The sequence below is a fragment of the Paraburkholderia sp. UCT31 genome (assembly GCF_014397655.1).
GTDB classification, from domain to species: Bacteria; Pseudomonadota; Gammaproteobacteria; order Burkholderiales; family Burkholderiaceae; genus Paraburkholderia; species Paraburkholderia tuberum.
In genome coordinates this window covers 209,787-230,859 of sequence record NZ_VZQP01000004.1, presented here as the reverse complement: position 1 = coordinate 230,859, position 21,073 = coordinate 209,787, and the positions used below count along the sequence as shown (strand labels likewise).

20 protein-coding genes and 2 pseudogenes are annotated in these 21,073 nt (G+C 62.9%); 9 read left to right on the top strand and 13 right to left on the bottom strand.

Annotation, left to right across the window (positions count from 1 at the left end):
• Nucleotides 1–89: 89 nt before the first annotated feature.
• Nucleotides 90–2,675: a bifunctional aconitate hydratase 2/2-methylisocitrate dehydratase gene (acnB, locus tag F6X40_RS04550; protein WP_187626963.1), complete on the bottom strand. Its 2,586-nt coding sequence runs from the start codon at nucleotides 2,673–2,675 to the stop codon at nucleotides 90–92.
• 344 nt (nucleotides 2,676–3,019) lie between these two features.
• Between acnB and F6X40_RS04545 the strand changes: the two genes are divergently transcribed.
• Nucleotides 3,020–3,622, top strand: a complete 603-nt coding sequence (locus tag F6X40_RS04545) for a DUF1326 domain-containing protein (protein WP_184069575.1) — start codon at nucleotides 3,020–3,022, stop codon at nucleotides 3,620–3,622.
• Between the two features lie 2 nt (nucleotides 3,623–3,624).
• Nucleotides 3,625–4,416 (top strand): DUF2182 domain-containing protein, encoded by a 792-nt coding sequence (locus tag F6X40_RS04540; protein ID WP_187626987.1) that lies wholly within the window; start codon nucleotides 3,625–3,627, stop codon nucleotides 4,414–4,416.
• 34 nt (nucleotides 4,417–4,450) lie between these two features.
• On the opposite strand, the gene F6X40_RS04535 is transcribed toward F6X40_RS04540, so the two are convergent.
• Both F6X40_RS04535 and F6X40_RS04530 read right to left on the bottom strand, forming a co-directional pair.
• Nucleotides 4,451–5,401 (bottom strand): alpha/beta fold hydrolase, encoded by a 951-nt coding sequence (locus F6X40_RS04535; RefSeq protein ID WP_187626962.1) that lies wholly within the window; start codon nucleotides 5,399–5,401, stop codon nucleotides 4,451–4,453.
• Nucleotides 5,402–5,535: 134 nt separating this feature from the next.
• Nucleotides 5,536–6,093: a TetR/AcrR family transcriptional regulator gene (locus F6X40_RS04530; protein ID WP_184069571.1), complete on the bottom strand. Its 558-nt coding sequence runs from the start codon at nucleotides 6,091–6,093 to the stop codon at nucleotides 5,536–5,538.
• A gap of 259 nt (nucleotides 6,094–6,352) precedes the next feature.
• On the opposite strand from F6X40_RS04530, the gene F6X40_RS04525 reads away from it, so the two are divergent.
• Nucleotides 6,353–7,882, top strand: a complete 1,530-nt coding sequence (locus tag F6X40_RS04525; RefSeq protein ID WP_187626961.1) for a CHAD domain-containing protein — start codon at nucleotides 6,353–6,355, stop codon at nucleotides 7,880–7,882.
• Between the two features lie 91 nt (nucleotides 7,883–7,973).
• On the opposite strand, the gene F6X40_RS04520 is transcribed toward F6X40_RS04525, so the two are convergent.
• From F6X40_RS04520 to F6X40_RS04505, 4 genes and pseudogenes are all read right to left on the bottom strand, one after another.
• On the bottom strand, nucleotides 7,974–8,375 hold the full coding sequence (locus F6X40_RS04520; protein WP_187626960.1) for a hypothetical protein: 402 nt from the start codon (nucleotides 8,373–8,375) through the stop codon (nucleotides 7,974–7,976).
• A gap of 211 nt (nucleotides 8,376–8,586) precedes the next feature.
• Nucleotides 8,587–9,621 carry a phosphate ABC transporter substrate-binding protein PstS gene (gene pstS, locus F6X40_RS04515; RefSeq protein WP_187626959.1) on the bottom strand — a complete coding sequence of 345 codons (1,035 nt, stop codon included), beginning with the start codon at nucleotides 9,619–9,621 and terminating at the stop codon, nucleotides 8,587–8,589.
• A 218-nt stretch (nucleotides 9,622–9,839) separates the two neighbouring features.
• A complete protein-coding gene (locus F6X40_RS04510) occupies nucleotides 9,840–11,555 on the bottom strand; it encodes a thiamine pyrophosphate-binding protein (protein WP_262421365.1) in 1,716 nt (571 codons plus the stop codon).
• Nucleotides 11,556–11,996: 441 nt separating this feature from the next.
• Nucleotides 11,997–13,037, bottom strand: a pseudogene (locus F6X40_RS04505) (methyl-accepting chemotaxis protein); the annotation flags it as partial.
• A 93-nt stretch (nucleotides 13,038–13,130) separates the two neighbouring features.
• Here F6X40_RS04505 and F6X40_RS42125 point away from each other — a divergent pair.
• Both F6X40_RS42125 and F6X40_RS04500 read left to right on the top strand, forming a co-directional pair.
• A pseudogene (locus F6X40_RS42125) lies at nucleotides 13,131–13,244 on the top strand (alkanesulfonate monooxygenase); the annotation flags it as partial.
• Nucleotides 13,245–13,377: 133 nt separating this feature from the next.
• A complete protein-coding gene (locus F6X40_RS04500; RefSeq protein ID WP_187626958.1) occupies nucleotides 13,378–13,881 on the top strand; it encodes a flavin reductase family protein in 504 nt (167 codons plus the stop codon).
• Between the two features lie 20 nt (nucleotides 13,882–13,901).
• Here F6X40_RS04500 and F6X40_RS04495 read toward each other — a convergent pair whose 3' ends face one another.
• Nucleotides 13,902–14,369: a hypothetical protein gene (locus F6X40_RS04495; RefSeq protein WP_187626957.1), complete on the bottom strand. Its 468-nt coding sequence runs from the start codon at nucleotides 14,367–14,369 to the stop codon at nucleotides 13,902–13,904.
• A 129-nt stretch (nucleotides 14,370–14,498) separates the two neighbouring features.
• On the opposite strand from F6X40_RS04495, the gene F6X40_RS04490 reads away from it, so the two are divergent.
• Nucleotides 14,499–15,005 (top strand): PRC-barrel domain-containing protein, encoded by a 507-nt coding sequence (locus tag F6X40_RS04490; RefSeq protein WP_187626956.1) that lies wholly within the window; start codon nucleotides 14,499–14,501, stop codon nucleotides 15,003–15,005.
• A gap of 80 nt (nucleotides 15,006–15,085) precedes the next feature.
• Here the strand turns inward: F6X40_RS04490 and F6X40_RS04485 are convergent, their stop codons facing one another.
• Nucleotides 15,086–15,325, bottom strand: coding sequence for a hypothetical protein (locus F6X40_RS04485; RefSeq protein ID WP_184023905.1), 240 nt, complete (start codon nucleotides 15,323–15,325; stop codon nucleotides 15,086–15,088).
• A gap of 349 nt (nucleotides 15,326–15,674) precedes the next feature.
• On the opposite strand from F6X40_RS04485, the gene phaZ reads away from it, so the two are divergent.
• Nucleotides 15,675–16,973 (top strand): polyhydroxyalkanoate depolymerase, encoded by a 1,299-nt coding sequence (gene phaZ, locus F6X40_RS04480; protein ID WP_187626955.1) that lies wholly within the window; start codon nucleotides 15,675–15,677, stop codon nucleotides 16,971–16,973.
• A gap of 69 nt (nucleotides 16,974–17,042) precedes the next feature.
• Here phaZ and F6X40_RS04475 read toward each other — a convergent pair whose 3' ends face one another.
• The 3 genes from F6X40_RS04475 to F6X40_RS04465 form a co-directional block, all read right to left on the bottom strand.
• A complete protein-coding gene (locus tag F6X40_RS04475) occupies nucleotides 17,043–17,357 on the bottom strand; it encodes a hypothetical protein (RefSeq protein WP_184023903.1) in 315 nt (104 codons plus the stop codon).
• Between the two features lie 137 nt (nucleotides 17,358–17,494).
• The gene (gene phbB, locus F6X40_RS04470) at nucleotides 17,495–18,241 is read right to left on the bottom strand and encodes an acetoacetyl-CoA reductase (protein ID WP_187626954.1); all 747 of its coding nucleotides are present in this window, start codon (nucleotides 18,239–18,241) and stop codon (nucleotides 17,495–17,497) included.
• Between the two features lie 64 nt (nucleotides 18,242–18,305).
• A complete protein-coding gene (locus tag F6X40_RS04465; RefSeq protein WP_222945983.1) occupies nucleotides 18,306–18,653 on the bottom strand; it encodes a polyketide synthase in 348 nt (115 codons plus the stop codon).
• 205 nt (nucleotides 18,654–18,858) lie between these two features.
• Between F6X40_RS04465 and F6X40_RS04460 the strand changes: the two genes are divergently transcribed.
• Nucleotides 18,859–19,698: a universal stress protein gene (locus tag F6X40_RS04460; protein WP_184069548.1), complete on the top strand. Its 840-nt coding sequence runs from the start codon at nucleotides 18,859–18,861 to the stop codon at nucleotides 19,696–19,698.
• A gap of 23 nt (nucleotides 19,699–19,721) precedes the next feature.
• The gene (locus F6X40_RS04455) at nucleotides 19,722–20,225 is read left to right on the top strand and encodes a universal stress protein (RefSeq protein WP_187626953.1); all 504 of its coding nucleotides are present in this window, start codon (nucleotides 19,722–19,724) and stop codon (nucleotides 20,223–20,225) included.
• A 68-nt stretch (nucleotides 20,226–20,293) separates the two neighbouring features.
• Here the strand turns inward: F6X40_RS04455 and F6X40_RS04450 are convergent, their stop codons facing one another.
• Nucleotides 20,294–20,755, bottom strand: coding sequence for a universal stress protein (locus F6X40_RS04450; RefSeq protein ID WP_184069544.1), 462 nt, complete (start codon nucleotides 20,753–20,755; stop codon nucleotides 20,294–20,296).
• Nucleotides 20,756–21,073: the final 318 nt, after the last annotated feature.

Here is a 21,073-nt window from a genome sequence, read left to right as displayed (position 1 = left end):
CGCAAAAAAATGGCGCCGCAGGCATTCAGCCCACGGCGCCATTTCGTGGCGCTACGACGCGAACCACACGCCGTAGTCCGACAGCACACTTACATCGTCACCGCGTCGGCGACTTCCTTGAAGTCCTCGATCTGGTCGAAGTTCATGTATTGATAGATCTTGTCGCCGTTAGCGTTGAGCACGCTCATGTCGGCCATGTACTCTTCCTTGGTCGGGATCTTGCCGAGGCGTGAGCAGATCGCCGCCAGTTCCGCCGAGCCGAGGTACACGTTCGTGTTCTTGCCGAGGCGGTTCGGGAAGTTACGGGTCGACGTCGACATGACCGTCGCGCCTTCGCGCACCTGCGCCTGATTGCCCATGCACAGCGAGCAGCCCGGCATTTCGGTACGCGCACCAGCCGTGCCGAAGACGCCGTAATGGCCTTCCTCGGTCAGCTGCTTCTGGTCCATCTTGGTCGGCGGGGCCACCCACAGCTTGACCGGAATGTCGCGCTTACCTTCCAGCAGCTTCGACGCGGCGCGGAAGTGACCGATGTTGGTCATGCACGAGCCGATGAACACTTCGTCGATCTTCGCGCCGGCTACGTCGGACAGCGTCTTCACGTCGTCCGGATCGTTCGGGCAGGCCACGATCGGCTCGTGGATGTCGGCGAGATCGATCTCGATGACGGCTGCGTATTCGGCGTCGGCATCCGGCGACAGCAGTTGCGGGTCGGCCAGCCACTGCTCCATCGCCTTGATGCGGCGCTGCAGGCTGCGCGGATCCTGGTAGCCCTGGGCGATCATCCACTTCAGCAGCGTGACGTTGCTGTTCAGGTATTCGACGATCGGTTCCTTGTTCAGGTGCACCGTGCAACCGGCGGCCGAGCGCTCGGCGGAAGCATCCGACAGTTCGAACGCTTGCTCGACCTTCAGATCGGGCAGCCCTTCGATTTCGAGAATGCGGCCGGAGAAGATGTTCTTCTTGCCTTGCTTGGCAACCGTCAGCGTGCCTTGCTTGATCGCGTACAGCGGGATTGCGTTGACGAGGTCACGCAGGGTCACGCCCGGCTGCATCTTGCCCTTGAAGCGGACCAGCACCGATTCCGGCATGTCCAGCGGCATCGTGCCGGTGGCGGCCGCGAAGGCGACCAGACCCGAACCGGCCGGGAAGCTGATGCCGATCGGGAAGCGCGTGTGCGAGTCGCCGCCGGTGCCCACGGTGTCGGGCAACAGCATGCGGTTCAGCCACGAGTGGATCACGCCGTCGCCCGGGCGCAGCGCGATGCCGCCACGGTTGCTGATGAAGTTCGGCAGCGTCTGGTGGGTCTTGACGTCCACCGGCTTCGGATAAGCGGCGGTGTGGCAGAACGACTGCATGACGAGATCGGCCGAGAAGCCGAGGCACGCCAGGTCCTTCAGTTCGTCGCGGGTCATCGGGCCCGTGGTGTCCTGCGAGCCGACCGAGGTCATCTTCGGTTCGCAGTACGTGCCCGGACGGACGCCCTGGCCTTCCGGCAGACCGCAAGCGCGGCCGACCATCTTCTGCGCCAGCGAGAAGCCCTTGCCGCTGTTGGCGGGCTGCTGCGGCAGGCGGAACAGCGTCGACGGGGCGAGGCCCAGCGCTTCGCGTGCCTTGGCGGTCAGGCCGCGGCCGATGATCAGCGGAATGCGGCCGCCGGCGCGCACTTCATCGAACAGCACGTCGGACTTGACCTGGAACTCGGCGATCACTGCGCCGTTCTTCAGGGCTTTGCCTTCGTACGGGCGCAGTTCGACCACGTCGCCCATTTCCATCTGCGACACGTCGAGTTCGATCGGCAGAGCGCCGGCGTCTTCCATCGTGTTGTAGAAGATCGGGGCGATCTTGCCGCCGAGGCACACGCCGCCGAAGCGCTTGTTCGGGATGAACGGGATGTCTTCGCCCGTGAACCACAGCACCGAGTTGGTGGCCGACTTGCGCGAGGAGCCGGTGCCGACCACGTCGCCCACGTACGCGACCAGGTGGCCCTTTTCCTTCAGCGACTCGATGAACTTGACCGGGCCGCGCTTGCCGTCCTCTTCCGGGGTGATACCGGGACGCGCGTTCTTCAGCATTGCCAGTGCGTGCAGCGGGATGTCCGGACGGGTGGTCGCATCCGGGGCCGGCGACAGGTCGTCGGTATTGGTTTCGCCCGTCACCTTGAAGACGGTGATGGTCAGGCTTTGCGGCACTTCCGGACGGCTCGTGAACCATTCGGCGTCGGCCCAGCTCTGCATCACGGCCTTCGCATTGGCGTTGCCCTTGTCGGCCAGTTCCTTGACGTCGTGGAACTGGTCGAACATCAGCAGGGTTTTCTTCAGCGCGTCGGCGGCCACGGTGCCCACTTCGGCGTCGGACAGCAGTTCGATCAGCGGCTGGATGTTGTAGCCGCCCAGCATCGTGCCGAGCAGTTCGGTGGCACGGGCGCGCGAGATCAGCGCGCAGGCGGTCTGGCCGTTGGCCACGGCGGCGAGGAAGCCTGCCTTCACGCGGGCGGCTTCGTCCACACCGGCGGGCACGCGGTTGGTGATCAGGTCGAGCAGCGTCTGCTCTTCGCCAGCGGGCGGGTTCGTCAGGAGTTCGACCAGCTCGGCGGTCTGCTGAGCCGTCAGCGGCAGGGGAGGAATACCGAGCGCGGCGCGTGCGGCCACGTGAGCACGAAAATTTTCAAGCATGGGGGACCTGCTGGTATTTGCGTTTCAGGGAAAGGCTTTTAAGGCACTCCAAGCTGTGCCGGGCACTGCTTCGATCGCGATTTTAATTGCAATACCCATCCAAGGTCAAATGTCTTATGTCTTATATAAGAGTTGCGCGCGAAAATCGTCGATGCGCCACGCGCTTCAGGACCGCCAATCTGACTCCGCGCCCCCCTCCTGTACCGCAAAAGCACCGACTGTGTAAGCCGCTTCAATCATTCGCAGTGCCCCGAACACTTTGATTCCTGCCCGCTTAACGGCTACAACAGAGGATGTCCGGCGATGTTCTTCCCGGCCGGATCCAACCGGCAGCGGAGGCGTGAATGAGCTATCAACTGATGGGCAGCATCCTCGAAGTGTGTGAATGCAAGGTGCTGTGTCCGTGCTGGATCGGGGAAGATCCCGATAACGGCGTTTGCCGCAGCGCGCTTGCATACCACTACGAGCAAGGCATGATCGACGGCGTCGATGTATCGGGCCTGACGATCGCGTTCGCGGCGTTCATTCCCGGCAACGTGCTCAAAGGCGGCTGGCGCGTCGCGATGTTCGTCGACGAGCGCGCGAGCGACGCGCAATTCGACGCCCTGGTTAGCGTGCACCGTGGCGAGCGCGGTGGCCCCCTCGCGGATCTCGTGCAGTTGATCGGCGAAGTCGTGTCCGTGGAACGCGCGCCGATCGAATACGCGGTCGTCGACGGCAAGGGCAGGATGAAAGTCGGCGAAGCCATCGAGGCCGAGTTGGAGCCCTATCGCGGCCCGACCGGCGAGCCGACCAAACTGGTCGAAAGCATCTTTTCGACGATACCCGGCTCCCCTGCTTTCGTCGGCAAGGCGAACGCATTCCGCCTGCGGCACGAAAAGCTCGATCTCGACCTCGCCTTGACCGGACATAACGCCATTCAGGGATCGTTCAGCTTCGCGTCGTGAAGATGCTCGCACGCTCGCGGCTGTTCGCGCCGCTCTTCGTCGCATTGACGGGCAGCGCGTGGATCGCGTTATGGATATGGGACGCGGGGCCCTATGCGCGTTTTCTGCGTCATGCGAGTTGGGCCGAACTGCCGCTCGTCGGCGCGATATGCCGTGAGGTGCCCGGCGCGAGCCTCACGATTGCGGCATTGCTGCACAGCGTCGCATGGCTGCTGATGATCGCGGCGATGATGCTGCCGACCGCCTTCCCGCTCTTCGACACCTTCCGGCGGATGACCGTCGCGCGCGCAAACCGGCGCACGCTGATGGCGCTTCTGATCGTCGGTTATGCGACGATGTGGGCGCTGTTCGGCGTGCTCGCGCACGGCTTCGACGCGGCGCTCCATCTGGTCGCGGACCAGTCTGCGAGCTTGCTTGCAAACGGCTGGCTGATCGGCGCCGCGATCGTCGCGCTCGCGGGCCTTTATCAGTTCAGCAGCCTCAAGCACCGATGTCTCGACAAATGCCGCTCGCCGCTGATGTTCATCACCGAGCATTGGCGCGGCAGGAGCGCGCGCCGCGAGAGCTTTGCGCTCGGCATCAGTCACGGCGCTTTCTGCATCGGCTGCTGTTGGGCCCTGATGCTGCTGATGTTCGCGGTCGGCACTGGCAGCGTCGGCTGGATGCTGGCGCTGGGCGCGATCATGTCGGCCGAGAAGAATTTCCGCTGGGGCAGGTCCATCGGCAAGCCGCTCGGCATTGCGTTGCTTGTGTGGTCCGCATGGATCGTCCTACAGCACGCCCCCATCGCCTGAGCCATGCGCGGCATCTTGCGCCCACGTAGCCCCGTTACCCCTCTGCACTTCCAAAGAACGCGGTGAGTTCGTCGGCGACCGCGCGCGGTTGTTCTTCTGGAATGAAGTGCCCGCAGTGACTGATGGTGCGGCCTTGGACGTCGGTGAAAAAGGCTCTCAAAGGTGTTGCCATATCGGCGATGGAACCTTGATCGGAACCGAGCGTCAGCAGTGGCAGGTCGAGCATGCCTCGTTGCTTCAGTTCTGCATTCTGTTGGGCGGACACATGCGCGGCCCGGTAATACGCAAGGCCCGCGCGTAAGCCGCCGTCTTTCTTGAGAATGCGTAGATATTCATCGATATCGGCGTCAGTGAAAGTATCGGGATTGGCCGCCTTTCGCCGCAAAAACCAGTCGAGGTATTCACGTTCCTTGCCGGCGAGCAGCACTTCCGGCAGGTCCGGTAGCCCGTGAAATGCGAAATGCCAGGTGCGCCATGCACGCTCGGGCGCGCTCGGCAACGCATCAGGCAACGTCACGCCGGGGATCCCCGCATCCAGCAGCGCGAGTCGCCGGACCTCGTCGCCGAACATTACGGCGTAAGGAAAAGCCACCCACGCTCCAATGTCGTGTGCTGCAAGAAAGTACCGGGTCATCCCCAGTTGCTGGAGCAAACCGTGAACATGGCTCGCAAGGGTTTGTGTGTCGTAGCCGTCCATCGGACGATCCGAATCACCTTGTCCGGGAAGGTCCGGTGCGACGACTCGGTAGGTCTTTGCAAGCAGTCCCATCACTTTGCACCAGGCGAACCAGCTCTCGGGAAAGCCCGCGAGCAACACGACCACGTCGCCCTGTGGGTTTCCACCGGTGACGTAGTGCAGCCTCAGTCCGTCGACGGTCGCGAACTTGTGCTCGAATCCTGCTAGCCCCGCAACGGGTCTTGCTACTGGCAACGTGCTTACGATTCCGGAACTCCCTGATGGCACCGGCGAGTGATGTGTTTTCACGAACGAAACTCCTCTGGGTTGGGGAATGACACCGTTGAGCGGCTTTTCTCATTGGCGGATGATGTTAGGAAATGGACGTTTCCTAATAGGGTGACCGGCACGCGGAGGTCATGCGATGCTATGTCTTGCTGTGCTTAGTCCAGCAGACGCATGGCCTGATCCGCCGCCGCCATCATGTGTGCCCGGGATCGCCCGACTTTGCCGACGACTCTCAAACCTTGCGTCAGACTCAGCAGTGCGCGGCCGGTAGCGTCCGGATCCACGGCGGACGCGATCGAACCGTCTGTCTGGCCCACTCGGATCAAACGACACAACAGACGCTCCGTTCGCTGCAAAGACGCGACCACATGACTCGCGACCTCATCATCGAAGGCCAGCAGGTCGACTGCACTTCCGACTACGAGACAGCCTCGCTTGCCCTCTTCGCCAATTGCAGACTCAGCATAAAACCGCAGAATGGCCCGTACCTTGTCGCGGCCGGTCTGCTCCGCGTCGAGCAGACTCTGCAACTGGCCGTTTCGTAGGTGGATGTAGCGCTCGAGCGCGGCAAGGAATACCGCTCGCTTATCGGCGAACGCCTTGTAGATACTGCCGGCCGTGAGCCCCATCGCGGACCCAAGGTCGCCAAGAGACGTCCCTTGATAACCGCGCTCGCGAAAAATCTGGATTGCGCCGTCCAGCGCGACGTCCATGTCGAATTCGCGTGGACGACCTGGAGCACGTGGCTGTCTGGCAGCATGGTTGCGTGTAGTCATACGGCGATTATAGGAAATGATCATTTCCTAATCAAGATGTCCCAACGTGTTCAGGCATTCGCGCCAGGCTCGTCCACCGTCTCATCCACTTTTTCCGTGTACGACTTTTATCTGAGGCCACTGGGGACGATCGGCCGTGACGCGCTCCAGCCAATCCGGTGTAGTCTGACAGTCTGGTGCTCATTTCGGAGGCATCATGGAACGGGAACTGAAGCTGCGCGTTGCGAATGAAGATCTCGGCAAATTGCGTAACGCGTCGATGCTTGCGCAATCAGAAGCCACAGCGGGAACGCCTCACCTGCTGACGAGCACCTATTTCGACACGCCCGATTTTTCATTTCACTGGTGCGGGGCTTCGCTGCGCGTGCGCACCGTCGGCAACGACAAAATCCAGACGCTGAAGCGCGAAGGATCGGCCAAGGCGGGGTTGTTCGAGCGGGACGAGTTCGAGATGCCCGTGAATAGCGACGCGCCCGATCTGACGCTGCTGTACGACCAGATCCCCGACGACAGCGACTGCGGAAAGCTGATTCGCGACGAGACCGTTGCGGCCCAACTGAAGCCGGTGTTCGTCACGCGGATCAACCGGTCAGCGTTTGTGCTGCGCCAGCCGTCCGGAGACGAACTCGAGCTTGCTCTCGACGAAGGAAGCGTCGAGGCGGATTCGGGATCAGTGCAGATCGCCGCGGTGGAACTGGAACTGAAACAGGGCAATCCGGATGTGCTGTACCGCGTCGCGCTGGAAATGCTCGAAACTGTGCCGCTGCGTATCGATCATCGCAGCAAGGCAGATGTCGGGTATGCACTGCTCATTGACGAGCACAGCGAGGCGGTGAAAGCGCAACCAGTGCGACTGAACAAACGCGATTCGGTCGAGGATGCGTTCTGCGTGATTGTGCGCAACTGTCTGGACCAGGTCCACGCGAATGAACGGGGCGTCGTGTCGGGCCACGATCCATCGAGCGTCCATCAGATGCGCGTGGGACTTCGTCGCTTGCGTTCGGCTCTCGACCTGTTTGCGAAGGTCATCCCCGCCTCGTCCGGATTCGACGAGGAGTTGCGCTGGATTGCCTCGGAACTCGGTGGCGCGCGCGACTGGGAAGTGCTTGCGGGATCGACGCTCGACCATGCCGGCGCCGACGGCAATGCGGACGAGATCCGGCCCGTCAGAGAGGCGTGCGAGCAGATTGCCGTCAACAACCGGCAGCGCGCGGCTGCCGCGGTCGAGTCGGTTCGCTACACGCGGCTCGCGCTCCAGTTCGCGCTTTGGGTGAACCGCAAAGGTTGGCGAGATGAGATGTCCGACGAACAGCGCAACGCAATCAGCGGCCCGGTGAAGTCATTCGCCGCCGATGTCCTGCGTCGTCGGCACAAGAAACTGATCAAACGGGGCAAGGGTTTGGCCGATCTGGACGATCACCGTCGTCACCGCGCCCGCATCGCGGCGAAAAAAGTTCGATACGCCACCGAGTTCTTTGCGTCGCTCTGCCCGAAGCAGGCCGTTCGCCATTATGTCGACGCGCTCACCGCGCTTCAGGATGATCTCGGCTGGCGCAACGATGCCGTCGTCGCCGACCAGCTTCTGAAGTCGTTGTTGAAAACGTCGCCGGAAGCCGCCTCGGGCGCGGCCTTCGCACGCGGCTTCCTCGCGTCACGCGTCGCTGCCGATCATCAGACATTGAAGAAGCTGTGGAAGCGCTTCAAACTGCTTTCGTCACCGCACTGACGCGAACAATTCACCGCGATGTATCCGGGCACGAACGTGTCACGCGCAACACTGATCGTGAGGTCTCACGATGTTCGAGATCGAAGTCTTATTATCCGAACAAGCGCGACCACGCCGCGCGTACGCGGCGCGCGCGGTCCTCGAACAGGTACGACGCAGCGAGCGCGAACAGGCCTGACATGACCCCCGTCGCGACGTGTTCGAGAACATGAAAGCGGTACTGGCTGAAATGAGAGTAGGCATCGCCGATAGCGGTCAGGCAACCGACGAGCAGTGCGTTGCTATAGCGATTCCCGTACCACTTCGCCGCCGGCGTGAAGGTGAGCAGCAGGGCGAGCACACCGGTGAGCAGCCCGGTTTTGAATGCGATCGCCCAGTGCGTGAGGCTCATGATGTTGCCCCAGCTCCCCGGCATACAGGTCATGCACGCGCTGGTTGGCTGCCAGAAACGCTGGATAAACAGTTTGAAGCGGCGTTTCCATGCGCTTCCCATGATGTACTCCACGATATCCAGCGCGAGATTTCACGCAGACATGGTACATCGCGAGCGTGCCGTAGCGTGGCGTGGCGTGTGATGAGCGTGCGGTGATAAAGGACCGTCACACACACGTTACCCACCTCTATGCGTCAGTCAATTGACCTGCGTCAATTGACTTCGTCCATGATCGATTACAAGCTATTTGAGGCGGGTGGCATCGAGGCCTTCACTGAAACACCGGTTTTCCCGACGCGTCCTTGACCTTGGTCTTCCATTGCGCGCGGATTTCCGACACGACCGAATCCGGCAGCGAAATGTAGTCGAGATCGCTGGCAGCCTGCTCGCCGTTCTTGAACGCCCAGTCGAAGAACTTCAGCGTTGCCGCGCCTTGCGCCGGCTTGTCCTGCGTCGCATGCAGCAGCACGAAGGTCGCGCCGACGACCGGCCACGCGTCCTTGCCGGGCTCGTTCGTCAGGATCTGGTAGAAGGACGTCTTCCAGTCCGCGCCCGAGGCGGCCGCCTTGAAGGTTTCGGTCTTCGGCGCAACCACGATACCGGCCGAATTCTTCAGGCTGGTGTAGATCATGTTGTTTTGCTTCGCATATGCCCACTCGACGTAACCGACCGCGCCCGGCAGGCGTTGCACGAACGCGGCAACGCCGTCATTGCCCTTGCCGCCCGTACCGGTCGGCCAGTTCACCGTCGTGCCTTCGCCGATCTTCGACTTCCACTCCGGGTTCACCTTCGACAGAAAGTTCGTCCAGATGAAGCTCGTGCCCGAACCGTCGGCGCGGCGCACCACGGCGATGTCCGTATCTGGCAGCTTCATACCCGGATTCAGCGCGGCGATCGCCGGATCGTTCCATTTCTTGATCTTGTTCAGATAGATGTCGCCAAGCACGGCACCCGACAGAATGAGTTGACCCGGCTTCACGCCGGGCAGGTTCACGACCGGCACGACGCCGCCGACCACGGTCGGGAATTGGAACAGGCCAGTCTTCGCCAGTTCGTCGTCCTTCATCGGCGCATCGGAACCTGCGAAATCAACGGTCTTCGCGATGATCTGCTTGATGCCGCCCGCCGAACCGATGCCTTGGTAGTTGACCTTGCCGCCTCCCGCCTTATGGTAGGCGTCAGCCCACTTGTTATAGATCGGGGCCGCAAAAGTGCTGCCCGCCCCGGTGATGTCGACGGTTTGCGCTTGCGCGGCCGCGAGCGGTAGAGCAACGGCAAGAACTGCAATTCCGCGTTTTAACAGCATGGTTTGCCTCCACGAGATTGACTGACCGATTCAATGGTTGCAGCAAGCTACGCGCCGCGATCCCTCTCTTGCGCATTCCGCAGGCCCGGCGTGCCATCGCCGCGTCGAGCCTTGCCATCGGCCCGAACGTCTAAACTTAGGCGGTTCGAATGACATTTCGTTGACAACCGCGGCGCGGCGTTCAATGCGGTGGCTTTGTCGCGTTGAAGGATGGAATCTCACGGACAGGCTTCGGCTTCTGCATAGTACCGGTTCGGCGCGGGAAAAACTCCGGTGATGACTTCGATCAGAAAGGGGCCGTCATATTGACAAGCTTCACTCAATACACCATCAAGCTCGTCGATGCGCTCAACCGCGCGCGCGGCCACACCGATCGACGATGCAAAAGCCGACCAGCTATGACAGGGCAATTTGGTGAACTGCTCTGAAATCGAACCACTCCTGATAGCGTCGATATGGATTGCGCCATGTGCGGCGTTGTTCAGAACCACATAGATCACCTTGACTCGGTATCGAGCCGCGGTCTGAATCTCCATGCCGTGCATCATCATGCACCCATCGCCGGTCACCACGACACACGGGCGTTCTGGGGCTGCAAGCTTGACGCCGATTCCGGCTGCGATGGCCCAGCCCATCGGGGCGAGCGAGCTCGACGAAAAGTAGTTGCCCTTACCTGACGACAGCCAGTAATGGGCCATGAAGATGCGGTGGGCTCCGGAATCCACCACGACGTTGCTGTCCTTCGGCAGCATCCGGCACAAGTGCTTAACTACGTCTCCAGGATATAGCGCTTCGTCGCCGCTGGAAACTCGGGCTCCTAACTGCTCGAACCGGTGGTCGTACAGGGGGGTCTCGTTGATCTCGGCAATCCACCCCTTTCTTCTTTGCAGTGCTTGCGGCAGCCCGGGAGGGTCGTCCGCGGCTTTCTGGGCCAGCAACCGGAAGCTCGCGGAAATTCCGGAGAAGATTCCTTGACGCGAAATGTGCCCCATCGCCGGTGAATCGAAGCTGTCATCAAAGATGAATAGCTCCTTCCCCCCTGTCAGCCTCCTGCTCCAGTTCATGCTGTCTCGCTGGTTCAGGTCGCTACCAAACACGACTAGTACATCAAGTTCGTCGGAGTTGATCACCCGTGCAGCGCGCGAATGACTTGAAAATCCGTACACACCCAGTGCAAGGGCATGTTGCTCGGGAAATGCACCTTTTCCCGATAGTGTCGTTGCGACTGGAATGTGAAAGCCTTCGGCAACCTCGAGAAGAAGCTTTGCAGTTTCCGCATCATTGCCACGACTTCCGACCAGAAACGCGACTCTCTTCGACTGAAACAGATACTGATCGCACAGCGCATCCAGAGCGGCGCGGTTCGCGGGCACTTCGCATGCGTTAAATTCGCGGTGAGCGTAGGGTTGCCGTGCCACGTCCTGACCGGGCAGGACATCCTGCTTTTGAACGTCTACGGGGATACTGATGAATGACTGCGCTCGACGCATCCAGTTCAACCCTTCGATCGCACGACGCATCTCGGCCTGAGTATTTTCCTTGTTCTTTAGCTCGACGATATCCGTCACCAGACTTCTGACCACGCCGCTTTCAAAAATGCCTCCGGGCGTGGCATCCTGGAACGCCCCTTTGCCTTCCGCATGCGACGAGATCCCGCCGGCAATATAGAGCATCGGAATCCGGTCTGCGTGAGCGGCTGCCATGCCGGGAACGAAATTCATCGTGCCTGGGCCGGAAATCCCTGCGCAGACGCCGAATTTCCGGCTGGCGCGGGCATAGCCATCGGCCATGAAAGCACTGCCAGTCTCATGAGCGCCGACGATTCCGCGAGTCAAAGGGGAGTTGTCGATTGCGTCCAGCAGCGGATAGATCAGTTTTCCCGGGACCAGGAACACGTGGTCTATTCCGACGGACTCCAACGAGTTCACAACCATTGTCGAGACATTGAGCGGAGCGTTTGATCCCATAGTTTTGATTACGATCTCACGAGTTACCGTTAATCGAATCTCACCGCTGCGCATCTGCCCGTCACGCGCTGCATGTCGGAGCGGCGCGAGACGAGATCGGCGATGGCCAGTGCGCGGAGACGGCGAGACGACATTCAAGGCGCTGCACGTCGAGTGCAGTCGCGCATCACGCTATTTCCTCGAACCCGCTTGACCGGCGGGCACGGGTGTCTGCGTCTACAATCACACGCCCTGGCTGCACCGTTGATCATCCACGCTGCCTGCGTGCCTGAGGCAGTCGCCGCGGCGAATTGATAGCCATCCGGCGCACGTGTATCGCGGATCTTCGCCCGCTCGACTCCCGCGGGGCTGGCACGCGCCGACGGTATGAATCGACGTCATCCAGCACCCGGAACCGGTCGGAATCGCTCAGAATTTCTGCCAGTCCGTCTCAGTCGCGGCGGCGACGACTACCGGACCTTCTGAAGAGGGGACTGGTCTCCTCGCAACCTTTGCCGGTGTTACAGCAGAGGACCGGGCGCGGTTCAGGGCCGTCCGTTGCGGTACTGCCGCTTGCGTCGTCGCTCGCGATGAAGCAGCCTTCTCGCCATCGACCTTGAAAAAAGCGACCGTCTTGCGCAGGCTTTCCGCTTGCCGGGCCATTGTCTGGGCTGCCGCCGACGCCTCTTCGACAAGCGCAGCGTTTTGCTGTGTGACCTGGTCCATCTGGTTGACTGCCTGATTGACCTGTTCGATACCGGTGCTTTGCTCGCTCGATGCCGACGAGATTTCGCCCACGATGTCGGTCACGCGCTTCACTGACTGCACGATTTCCTTGATCGCACCGCCCGCTTCTTCGACGAGCATCGAGCCTGCCTCCACCCGGCTGACAGAGTCCGAGATCAACTCCTTGATTTCCTTCGCGGCAGTCGCACTGCGCTGCGCGAGCGTGCGGACTTCGCCCGCAACGACAGCGAAGCCCCGCCCCTGTTCTCCCGCGCGGGCCGCTTCGACCGCTGCGTTCAGCGCGAGGATGTTGGTCTGGAAGGCGATGCCTTCGATGACGCCGATAATCTCGGACATCGTGGCCGAGCTGGTGGAGATGTCACGCATTGTGTCGACCACGCGCCCGACGATCTCGCCGCCATGTTGCGCGACGCTCGAGGCGGTACCCGCGAGCGTGGCAGCCTGGGTTGCATTGTCCGTGTTGTGGCGGACCGCCGCAGTCAGTTCCTCCATGCTGGAAGCCGTTTCTTCGAGCGACGCCGCCTGTTGCTCCGTGCGACTCGACAGATCCAGATTGCCTTGTGCGATCTGCGCACTCGCAGTCGCGACACCTTCGGCGTTCTCGCGCACCTCTGACACGACCCGCACCAGGGCGTCGCACATGGCTTTCAGCGACGCCATCAGGCTGTTCGTGTCGCCGGGCCGCAGGGCGATACTGATGTTCAGGTCGCCGGCCGCACTCGCTTGGTGCAAAGCTTTTGGTCGCCCCGAACATTTATCGTTTGCATAAGCCGGTGATAGCCTGAATTCGTCCCACAGGCGTGCACCGCGTCACGTCTGCTTCCGCGGGCCTGGACCGAAGAGCGGCCGTTCGATCACGAGGGCCGTTTCTACCGCTTCGAAAAAGCCTTCTCCGATGTGAAGCCGAAACAGACGCCCCACCTGCCGATCTTGGCGACGAACAACCGCGCTGAGAATCATTCTATTTCGATATGTTTATATCAATTCAATATTTATGTTTTGCATCTTCGGGAGCAGGCGCACAGGCATGCAACACGCGACGAAATTTTATCCAGAAGGCCCTATGAGCAATTGGATCGCGCAGCTTTTCCGGCATTTGACTGCGGGTGTATATGTGATCGGCGTAGCGGACGGCGAGCGCCGCAATGCGTTCACCGCAAGCTCGGTGATGCAGGTTTCGTTTGCACCATTGCTGATCGCGCTCGGCATCAGTCCCGAGCATGAATCGTACGAACTCCTGCGCAGCGGCGCGGTGTTCGCGATCAGCGTGTTGCGCGCGGATCAACAGAAGCTCGCCGAGCACTTCGGCACGCAGTCGGGCCGAGCCGTCGACAAGCTCGCGGTGGCTCGCTGGCGTACCGGCGTGACCGGCGCGCCGCTGCTGCTCGATGCGCTCGCGCATTTCGACTGCCGGGTGACCGGCGACATCGAGGCGGGAGATCATCGGCTGATAGTTGGGTGCGTCGTCGATGGCGCGCTAGCCGGCGCGGACGGCGACCCGCTGATCTACGCGCAGACTGGCAATCTCGACATGAGCGAGGATCTTTATCCGGAGACGTTTTCGTAGTTGGCTGGCGTGCTGGCTGCTCAATGCCCGTGCCCGCCATGTCCTCCGTGCCAGTAGCCGTAATAGCCGCCATGGCCATAGCCACCGCCCCAGTAGCCTCCGATCACCACTGACGGTCCCCACCATCCGTAGTAGCCGGGCCATGAATAGCCATAGGGATAGCCGTAATAGCCGGGATAACCGTAATAGCCCGGATAACCGTAATACCCGGGATAGCCGTAATAAGCAGGCGCAGGTACCGCGACGTACGTGCAATTCTGTCCCGACAACGGCAAGTCGTTTGGCGCCGCATTCGCGGCCGCCGTACCGCTCGCCGGCACAGGCGCATTGCCAGACGATGCTTGCGCGGGGCCAGTGGCAGTGGCGCTGGTGCAGGCGTAATAGCCACCGGCTCCCGGATAATACGAATAAGGACCGTAATAGACGCAGCCAGACAACACACATACGCCCGCCACGCCAGCGCATAGACCAACGATTCCACAACGCATGATCGCTCCCCCTATCCGGGCGCAGCGCAGCCGTCTCGACACGGCCTGTTTTTATTCTAGTCTTTGAATCCGGTATCAGGTACGCGCCGTGCGAACGGCAGGTATTCCGTGGAAATCAGGAGTTTCGACATGAACCCGCTCGATCCTCTCGACCCGAACGCCTCCGCGACTCCCGTACAGCCCAGCGCCGGCGCACGTATCGCCGGCAGCGGCGTCGGCGACGGTCCCGGACCCGCGGTCATGGCCGCCGCGACGCTCGACGGCAACAAGGTGATCTCTTCCGATGGCCAGGACCTCGGCAAAATCTCCGACATCATGCTCGACGTGCGCAGCGGCCGCATCGCGTATGCGGTGCTGACGGAGGGCGCTTTTCTCGGCATCGGCGGGACCTTGCACGCGATCCCGTGGCGTTCGCTGACGCTCGACACGGACCGCAAGTGCTTCCAGCTGGACGCCACGGCCGAGCAGGTGAAAAGCTCGCCGGGCTTCGACAAGGACCATTGGCCGGCGATGGCCGATCGCGCATGGGGGACGTCGGTCCATCAGTTCTATCATCGCGAACCGTACTGGGAAGCGACGCGCAGTGTCGTCGAAAGCGATCCCGCGACACGTGTCGATCCGACGAGCGGAATCTGAAGACACGCATCGCGACGCTCGAGCACCGCTACCTCGCACGCGTTGCCTGTTACGGCGAGCACGCGAGGCGCGGTGCGCTGTTACACCCCGATGGTCCGCGTCGTCTTCAGCGCGATCCACGTCATGCCTTCGCGCAAGCCTTCGAGTACCGCTTCTCTTTCCACGGCGAACACCTGCGACTGATGAAAGGTGCGTTCGAAGTCACCCTCGGGCGACACATGTTTGACATGGATCGTCGACAGAAACCCGCCTTCCTGCGCCTCCCGCGTCTCGACGCTCACGGACCAGGTTCCTTCCTGCGCGTTTGCTGATATGGTCATTGGATGCTCCTCGGGGTTGTGGCGAGCGACTGCCATCGTCAGCGTAATGACCCGCAACGCCTCTCTCGTTGATCCACGTCAACCGTCAACACGAACCATGAGTCACGCTCGACGTCGTTCGCTTTCCCCGATACTTTCAGCTCCGTTTCAGACGCACGCCATCGCGTGAAAACCCTGCCGGGAAAACGCGCAACGCCTCTTGCACGCGGCGTGCTTAGCGCGCCGCGCGCACCGATTTCGCGCCCCTCGCCCCGACGTTTCGCGGTAAGCTTTGCGACGGTATCCGCGTCATGAGTTCGTGCCGGTGCGGCAACGCTGCCCTCATGATCGACGAATGTCGGAGTTCATCATGTGGTACGCCTTCATCGATGCACAACAACGCCTCGCGCGCGCGATGGTCGGGGGAGTTCTGTCCGAACCGGAGTCGGGGCCGCGCCCGCAAGCAGGCTGGCTCGGCCCGGAACAGGCGGCCGACGCGCTCAGCAACTGGCTGCTGAGATCCGCCTGCGCTTTCGAACGAACGCCGACATTCGCGATCCACTCCGTTGCCGGCAACGGTCGCCGCGTTACCGTCGACGAAAGCGTCGTCGCCTCCTTGCCGCTCGGCGCGCTGCTCAGGTTCAAGCGCAACCCCTCTACACCCCCTACCGACGCAAAACTGCCGGTGCTGTTGTGCGCGCCCCTCGCCGGACATCACTCAGTCATGCTGCGCGAGACCGCCGAAACGCTGCTCGAGGAACGTGACGTGTTCGTGACCGATTGGGCCGACGCGCGCGACGTGCCGCGCGAAGCGGGCCCGCTATCGCTCGACGACTACGTGCAGGCGCTCGAAAGCTTCGTCGGCGCCGCCCGCGCGTTCGGTTCGCCGGTTCATGTGATCGCGATCTGTCAGGCGAGCGTGCCTGCGCTCGGCGCCGCGGCGCTGCTCGCCATGGACGAGGCGGCGCCGATCGCGAGCCTCTCGCTACTCGGCGGCCCGCTCGATACCCGTTTGAACCCGACCATCACCGACCGCTTCGCCAGTTCCCATTCGCTCGAGTGGTTTCACGACCATGCGATCGATATCGTTCCACCGCCCTATTGCGGCGCGGGGCGTCTCGTGTATCCGGGCTTCATCCAGCAGACCGCGATTTTTGCCGCGCATCCGGAGCGGCAGTTGCGACTCGAAGCGGATTACTGGTCCCGATGGCTCGCCGGCGACATGCCCGGTGCGCAGCAGGCGCTGCGCTCGGCAAACGAATATGCCGCGGTGCTCGACATGGCGGAGTGCTACTTCCTCGACATGCTTCGGGTGGTGTTTCACGAACATCTGTTGCCGCGCGATCTGTGGTCGGTCGCCGGGCGCCGGGTACGAATCGCCGCGCTGCGAGATACCCCGCTGTGCACGATCGAGGGTGACAGCGACGAGATCACGGGCGCGGGGCAAACGCATTGCGCGCATGCGCTGTGCGATGCATCGCCGATGCGAGCCGCGCGGCAGCTCACCATCGAGCAGTGCAATCACTACGACCTCTTCATCGGGCCGCGTTGGCGCGATGCGGTTCATCCGGGGCTCTGCGAATTCTGGCGCGATGTCGAGCACGCCGCGTTGAAGGTTTGCCGGCCGCGCCGCGCGGCCAGGGGTTCGGCAAACCGCAAATCGGCGTGAGGTGGCCGGGGAAAACGTCAGCAGTCCGCATCTGACGAACGCCGAGCGTCACGTCACGACGCAAGTTCGTCAGTTCCCACGCTCGGTGCCGATCGCTGTTTCGAGGGTCATTTCCGCCACATCGAACGCGCGACGGATCGCCGCTTTGGCGTCGTCGTCAGTGCAGTGCGCGACGGGCTTGAGCTCGTGCGCGGGCGTGACCAGATCCAGCCTCACGTCATACAGCGGATGCGCCGATCCCGGACGCAACGCCTCGATGGCGAGATGGCAGTGCGACACGAGCGCGCCAAACCGCGCGAGACGCACCAGTTGCGCACCTGCTTCCGCTTCGAGCGGAGCGGCACCCGCAAAGCCAAGGTAGACGATCTGCATGTCGATGCCCATCTTCGCCTCCCCTTGCGAGTGTCGATCGAACCTGTTGCGCGCAGACTCAGGGTCCAGGCGCCTGCTATGGGGCTTATCCTGTTCTTGCCAGAAAGGCGGTCATTGACGTGGGTCAAGCGCGGTGAAGGCGAGCACCCTCACTGCATATGCATACCCCCGTTAATCGCAATGTCCGCACCGGTGATAAAAGCCGCCTCCTCTGAGCATAGAAACGCGATCAACGCCGCCACCTCGTCCGGACGTCCCAGCCGGCCGAGCGGAATCTGCGGCAGGATCTTCGTGTCGAGGATCTCGCGCGGCACCGCTTCGACCATCGCGGTCGCGAGATAACCGGGCGACACCGTGTTTACCGTGACGCCGTGCTTCGCGGTTTCGAGCGCAAGTGCCTTCGTGAAGCCGTGCACGCCCGCTTTGGCAGCTGAATAATTGGTTTGCCCGTAGGCGCCGCGCGAACCGTTGACCGACCCCACGTTGACGATGCGGCCGTGGCGCCGCTCGAGCATGCCGGGCAACAGCGGCTTGCTCATGTTGAACAGGCCATCGAGATCGGTGCGCAGCACGGCGTCCCAGTGCTCCTTGCTCATCTTCGCGAAGCTCGTGTCGTGCGTGATGCCCGCGTTGTTGATCAGCACGTCTACCGCGCCCAGTTCGGTCAGCACGCGTTGCGCGCAGCGCGAGCATGAATCGAAGTCGGCGATGTCGGCTTCGTAAGCGTGAAAGTCGCGCCCCGTGTCGCGCTCGTGCTGCAGCCATGTCGACACGTGATCGTTGTGCGTCGAGTGCGTCACCGCGACCGTCATGCCCGCGTCATGAAGCGCCCGGCTGACCGCCGTGCCCAAACCGCCCATCCCGCCTGTGACCAATGCCACGCGATCCGTTCCCATCTGAACTCCTCCTTGCCGTGTCTGCCATTGACGGTGCGCGCGCCGGCCTTGCCGGCGCGCGCGGCTAAACGACGCCCGCGAACGGCAGCGCGTTCTGCGAGCTCCACCACCATGCGCTCAGGCCGCCCGCGAGCGGCGCGACGCCTGGCGCGATGCCGTACACCGTCTGCCACCACGCATACCAGGCGGCGCAAGCGCGGTTGGCCTCGCCGAACCAGTCCGCCTCGCGCTGCGCGACGAAAGCGATCGACTTGCTCCAGTCGGCGAAGCACCGCTCGGCGTACTCGTGTGCCGCGCCCTGTGCGGTCTGATACGCCGCCGCGTAGTCGAGCCAGCCTTCGGGCGGTCCGGACGCCGTCGAGGTCCACGGTGAAGCGGGGCGCCCGGAGGGCGCATCGGATTCGGCAACCATGATCGCTGCCCTCCAGAGCACAGCATAGGATTGCCAGGCGCGGTTGCAAACCGTCGAGCGCGCCTGCTACTGTAATTTGAGTGCGCGGCGGCCCCCGCTTGATCTGCATCAACAGCCGCGGCCGCCGGGCCCTTAGACTCCATTTGACGACGGGCTCGAGCCTGCTTGCGCCCGTTTCCCCACGTTCTGTCACGGAGCTTTGGCGATGAGCTACAAAAGCATTCTCGTTCACCTCGATACGAGCGTTCGTGCACATCCGCGCCTCGAAATCGCATTGCAGCTCGCACACCGCTTTCATGCGACGCTGACCGGCCTGTTTTCGACGTACGTGCCACCGCGGCACGCGTTCTTCGTGATGGCCGGCACCGCCGACTACTACGCGGAGCACGAGCGCCTGCGGCACGAGCGTGCCAGCGCGCTCGAGCGGCTGTTTCGTGCGGAACTCGCGCGCGCGAACGTCGACGGTCATTGGATCGCCGCGAACGGCTACGCGAACGACGTGGTGCCGCCCTATGCGCGTCTCGCCGATCTGATCGTGCTCGGGCAGACCGACCCGACCGACCCCGAGGCGTTCGTCGCCGAACAGTTCGTCGAGCACGTCGTGCTGTCGGCCGGGCGGCCGGTGCTGCTGGTGCCGTCGGGCGGCACCTTCGCGGCGCCCGGCCGCCACGTGTTGATCGCGTGGGACGGCAGCCGCGAAGCCACCCGCGCGATCCACGACGCGCTGCCGTTCCTCGCGCACGCGTCCAAAGTGACGCTGCTGACGGTTCATTCATCGGGCGATCGTCCGCCGCGCGACACGGTTCCGGGCGACGACATCGCACTCACCGTCGCGCGTCACGGCGTCAAGATCGACGTGCGCGAACTGAGCGTCGCGGACGGCACGCCGGTCGGCGACGCGCTGCTGTCGCAGGCGGCCGACCTCGGCTGCGACATGATCGTGATGGGCGCTTACGCGCATTCGCGTCTGCACGAAGTCGTACTGGGCGGCGCGACGCGCACGATGCTCGAGTCGATGACCGTGCCGGTGCTGTTGTCGCACTGAAGTGCGCGCTTAAGGAGTCCGCCATGTTTCACCGCCTACTCGTCGCGCTCGACGGCAGCGACACTGCCTCCCGTGCGTTCGACGCCGCGCTGACCCTTGCCGCCGAATCGGGCGCCGAGCTGCAGCCGCTGTACGTGATCGACGTGCCCGTCATCGCCTACGACGCGCCCGGCTTCGACCCTTGCGTGATCCACGACGCCTTCATCGAGGAAGGCAAGCGGATCGCGGCCGATGCCCAGAGCCGGATGACCGCGCGGGGGATCAAGGGCACGGCCCGCACCGTCGAAGCCGCGATCAGCGGCGAAGACGTCGCGCATCGCATCGTCGAGGCGGCGCTCGAATGGCACGCCGACGCGATCGTGATGGGCACGCACGGCCGCCGTGGTGTTCAACGACTGATGCTCGGCAGCGTCGCCGAGCGCGTGCTGCGCAGCGCCAGCTGCCCGGTGCTGATGGTTCCCGCGCACGCGAACGGCGCGACGCGCGCTCAGTCAGTCCCGGCCTGCGCCGAAAACGAACTCACCTGAGCCGCGAAAACCAGGCTGCTGCGCGGCCGCTCCGACGCGATGGCGCCACGGCTCCGCGACGCGGCGCTTCAGGGCCGCGCGTGCCCGTGTTCGTCATGCCGCACGATCAGCACCGGCTTGTCGGTCGCACGCACGAGCGACTCGGCGACGCTGCCGAGCAGAAAGCGCTGCACGCCGCGGCGACCGTGCGTGCCCATCACGATCAGATCGGCTTCGATCTCGTCGGCGACGCGCGCGAGCACCGCGGACACGCTTTCGGCGTACGCGTCGATCACCCGCACGCCGCCGGGCACCTGCGCCTCGCGCATCAACTCGCGCGGCGCATCGAGCGCGCGGCTGGCGAATTCTTGCGCCGCGGTCGCCGGTTCCGGCTCGAAAGCCACATCGGCATTGTCCGACCACTTGCCGTGCCCTACCACGCAGCAGGCTTCGAGTGTGGCGCCCGTCAGCTTCGCGAGCTTCAGCGCCTCGGCAAAGGCGCGCTGCGCGCTGGGACTGTCGTCGAGCGCAACCAGAATTCGTGCATACATGTTGGACTCCCTGTGAAAGCGCTGGCATGAACCGAAGCGGTGCCGTCGCGTGTCCGCGCCGACAGTGTGAAGCGCGCGCCGCCGCGCGGCTTGACGCAGGTCAATGGCTCGCCGCTCGGGAGCTGGTTGCGCACGTCCACCGGGATCGTGACCTGGCCCTTCGAAGTGATAGTTGCTGCTGCCATAGTGGCACCTCCGATGCTCCTAGCATTTAGGTAAGGAGAAGAAAAAGGCAAGGACGAAATGGCCGCACGCCGATGAGGTTTTTAACAGCAGACAGGCTAGAAACGCCGGGCAGCCTCGGAAGGCAGCGTCCAG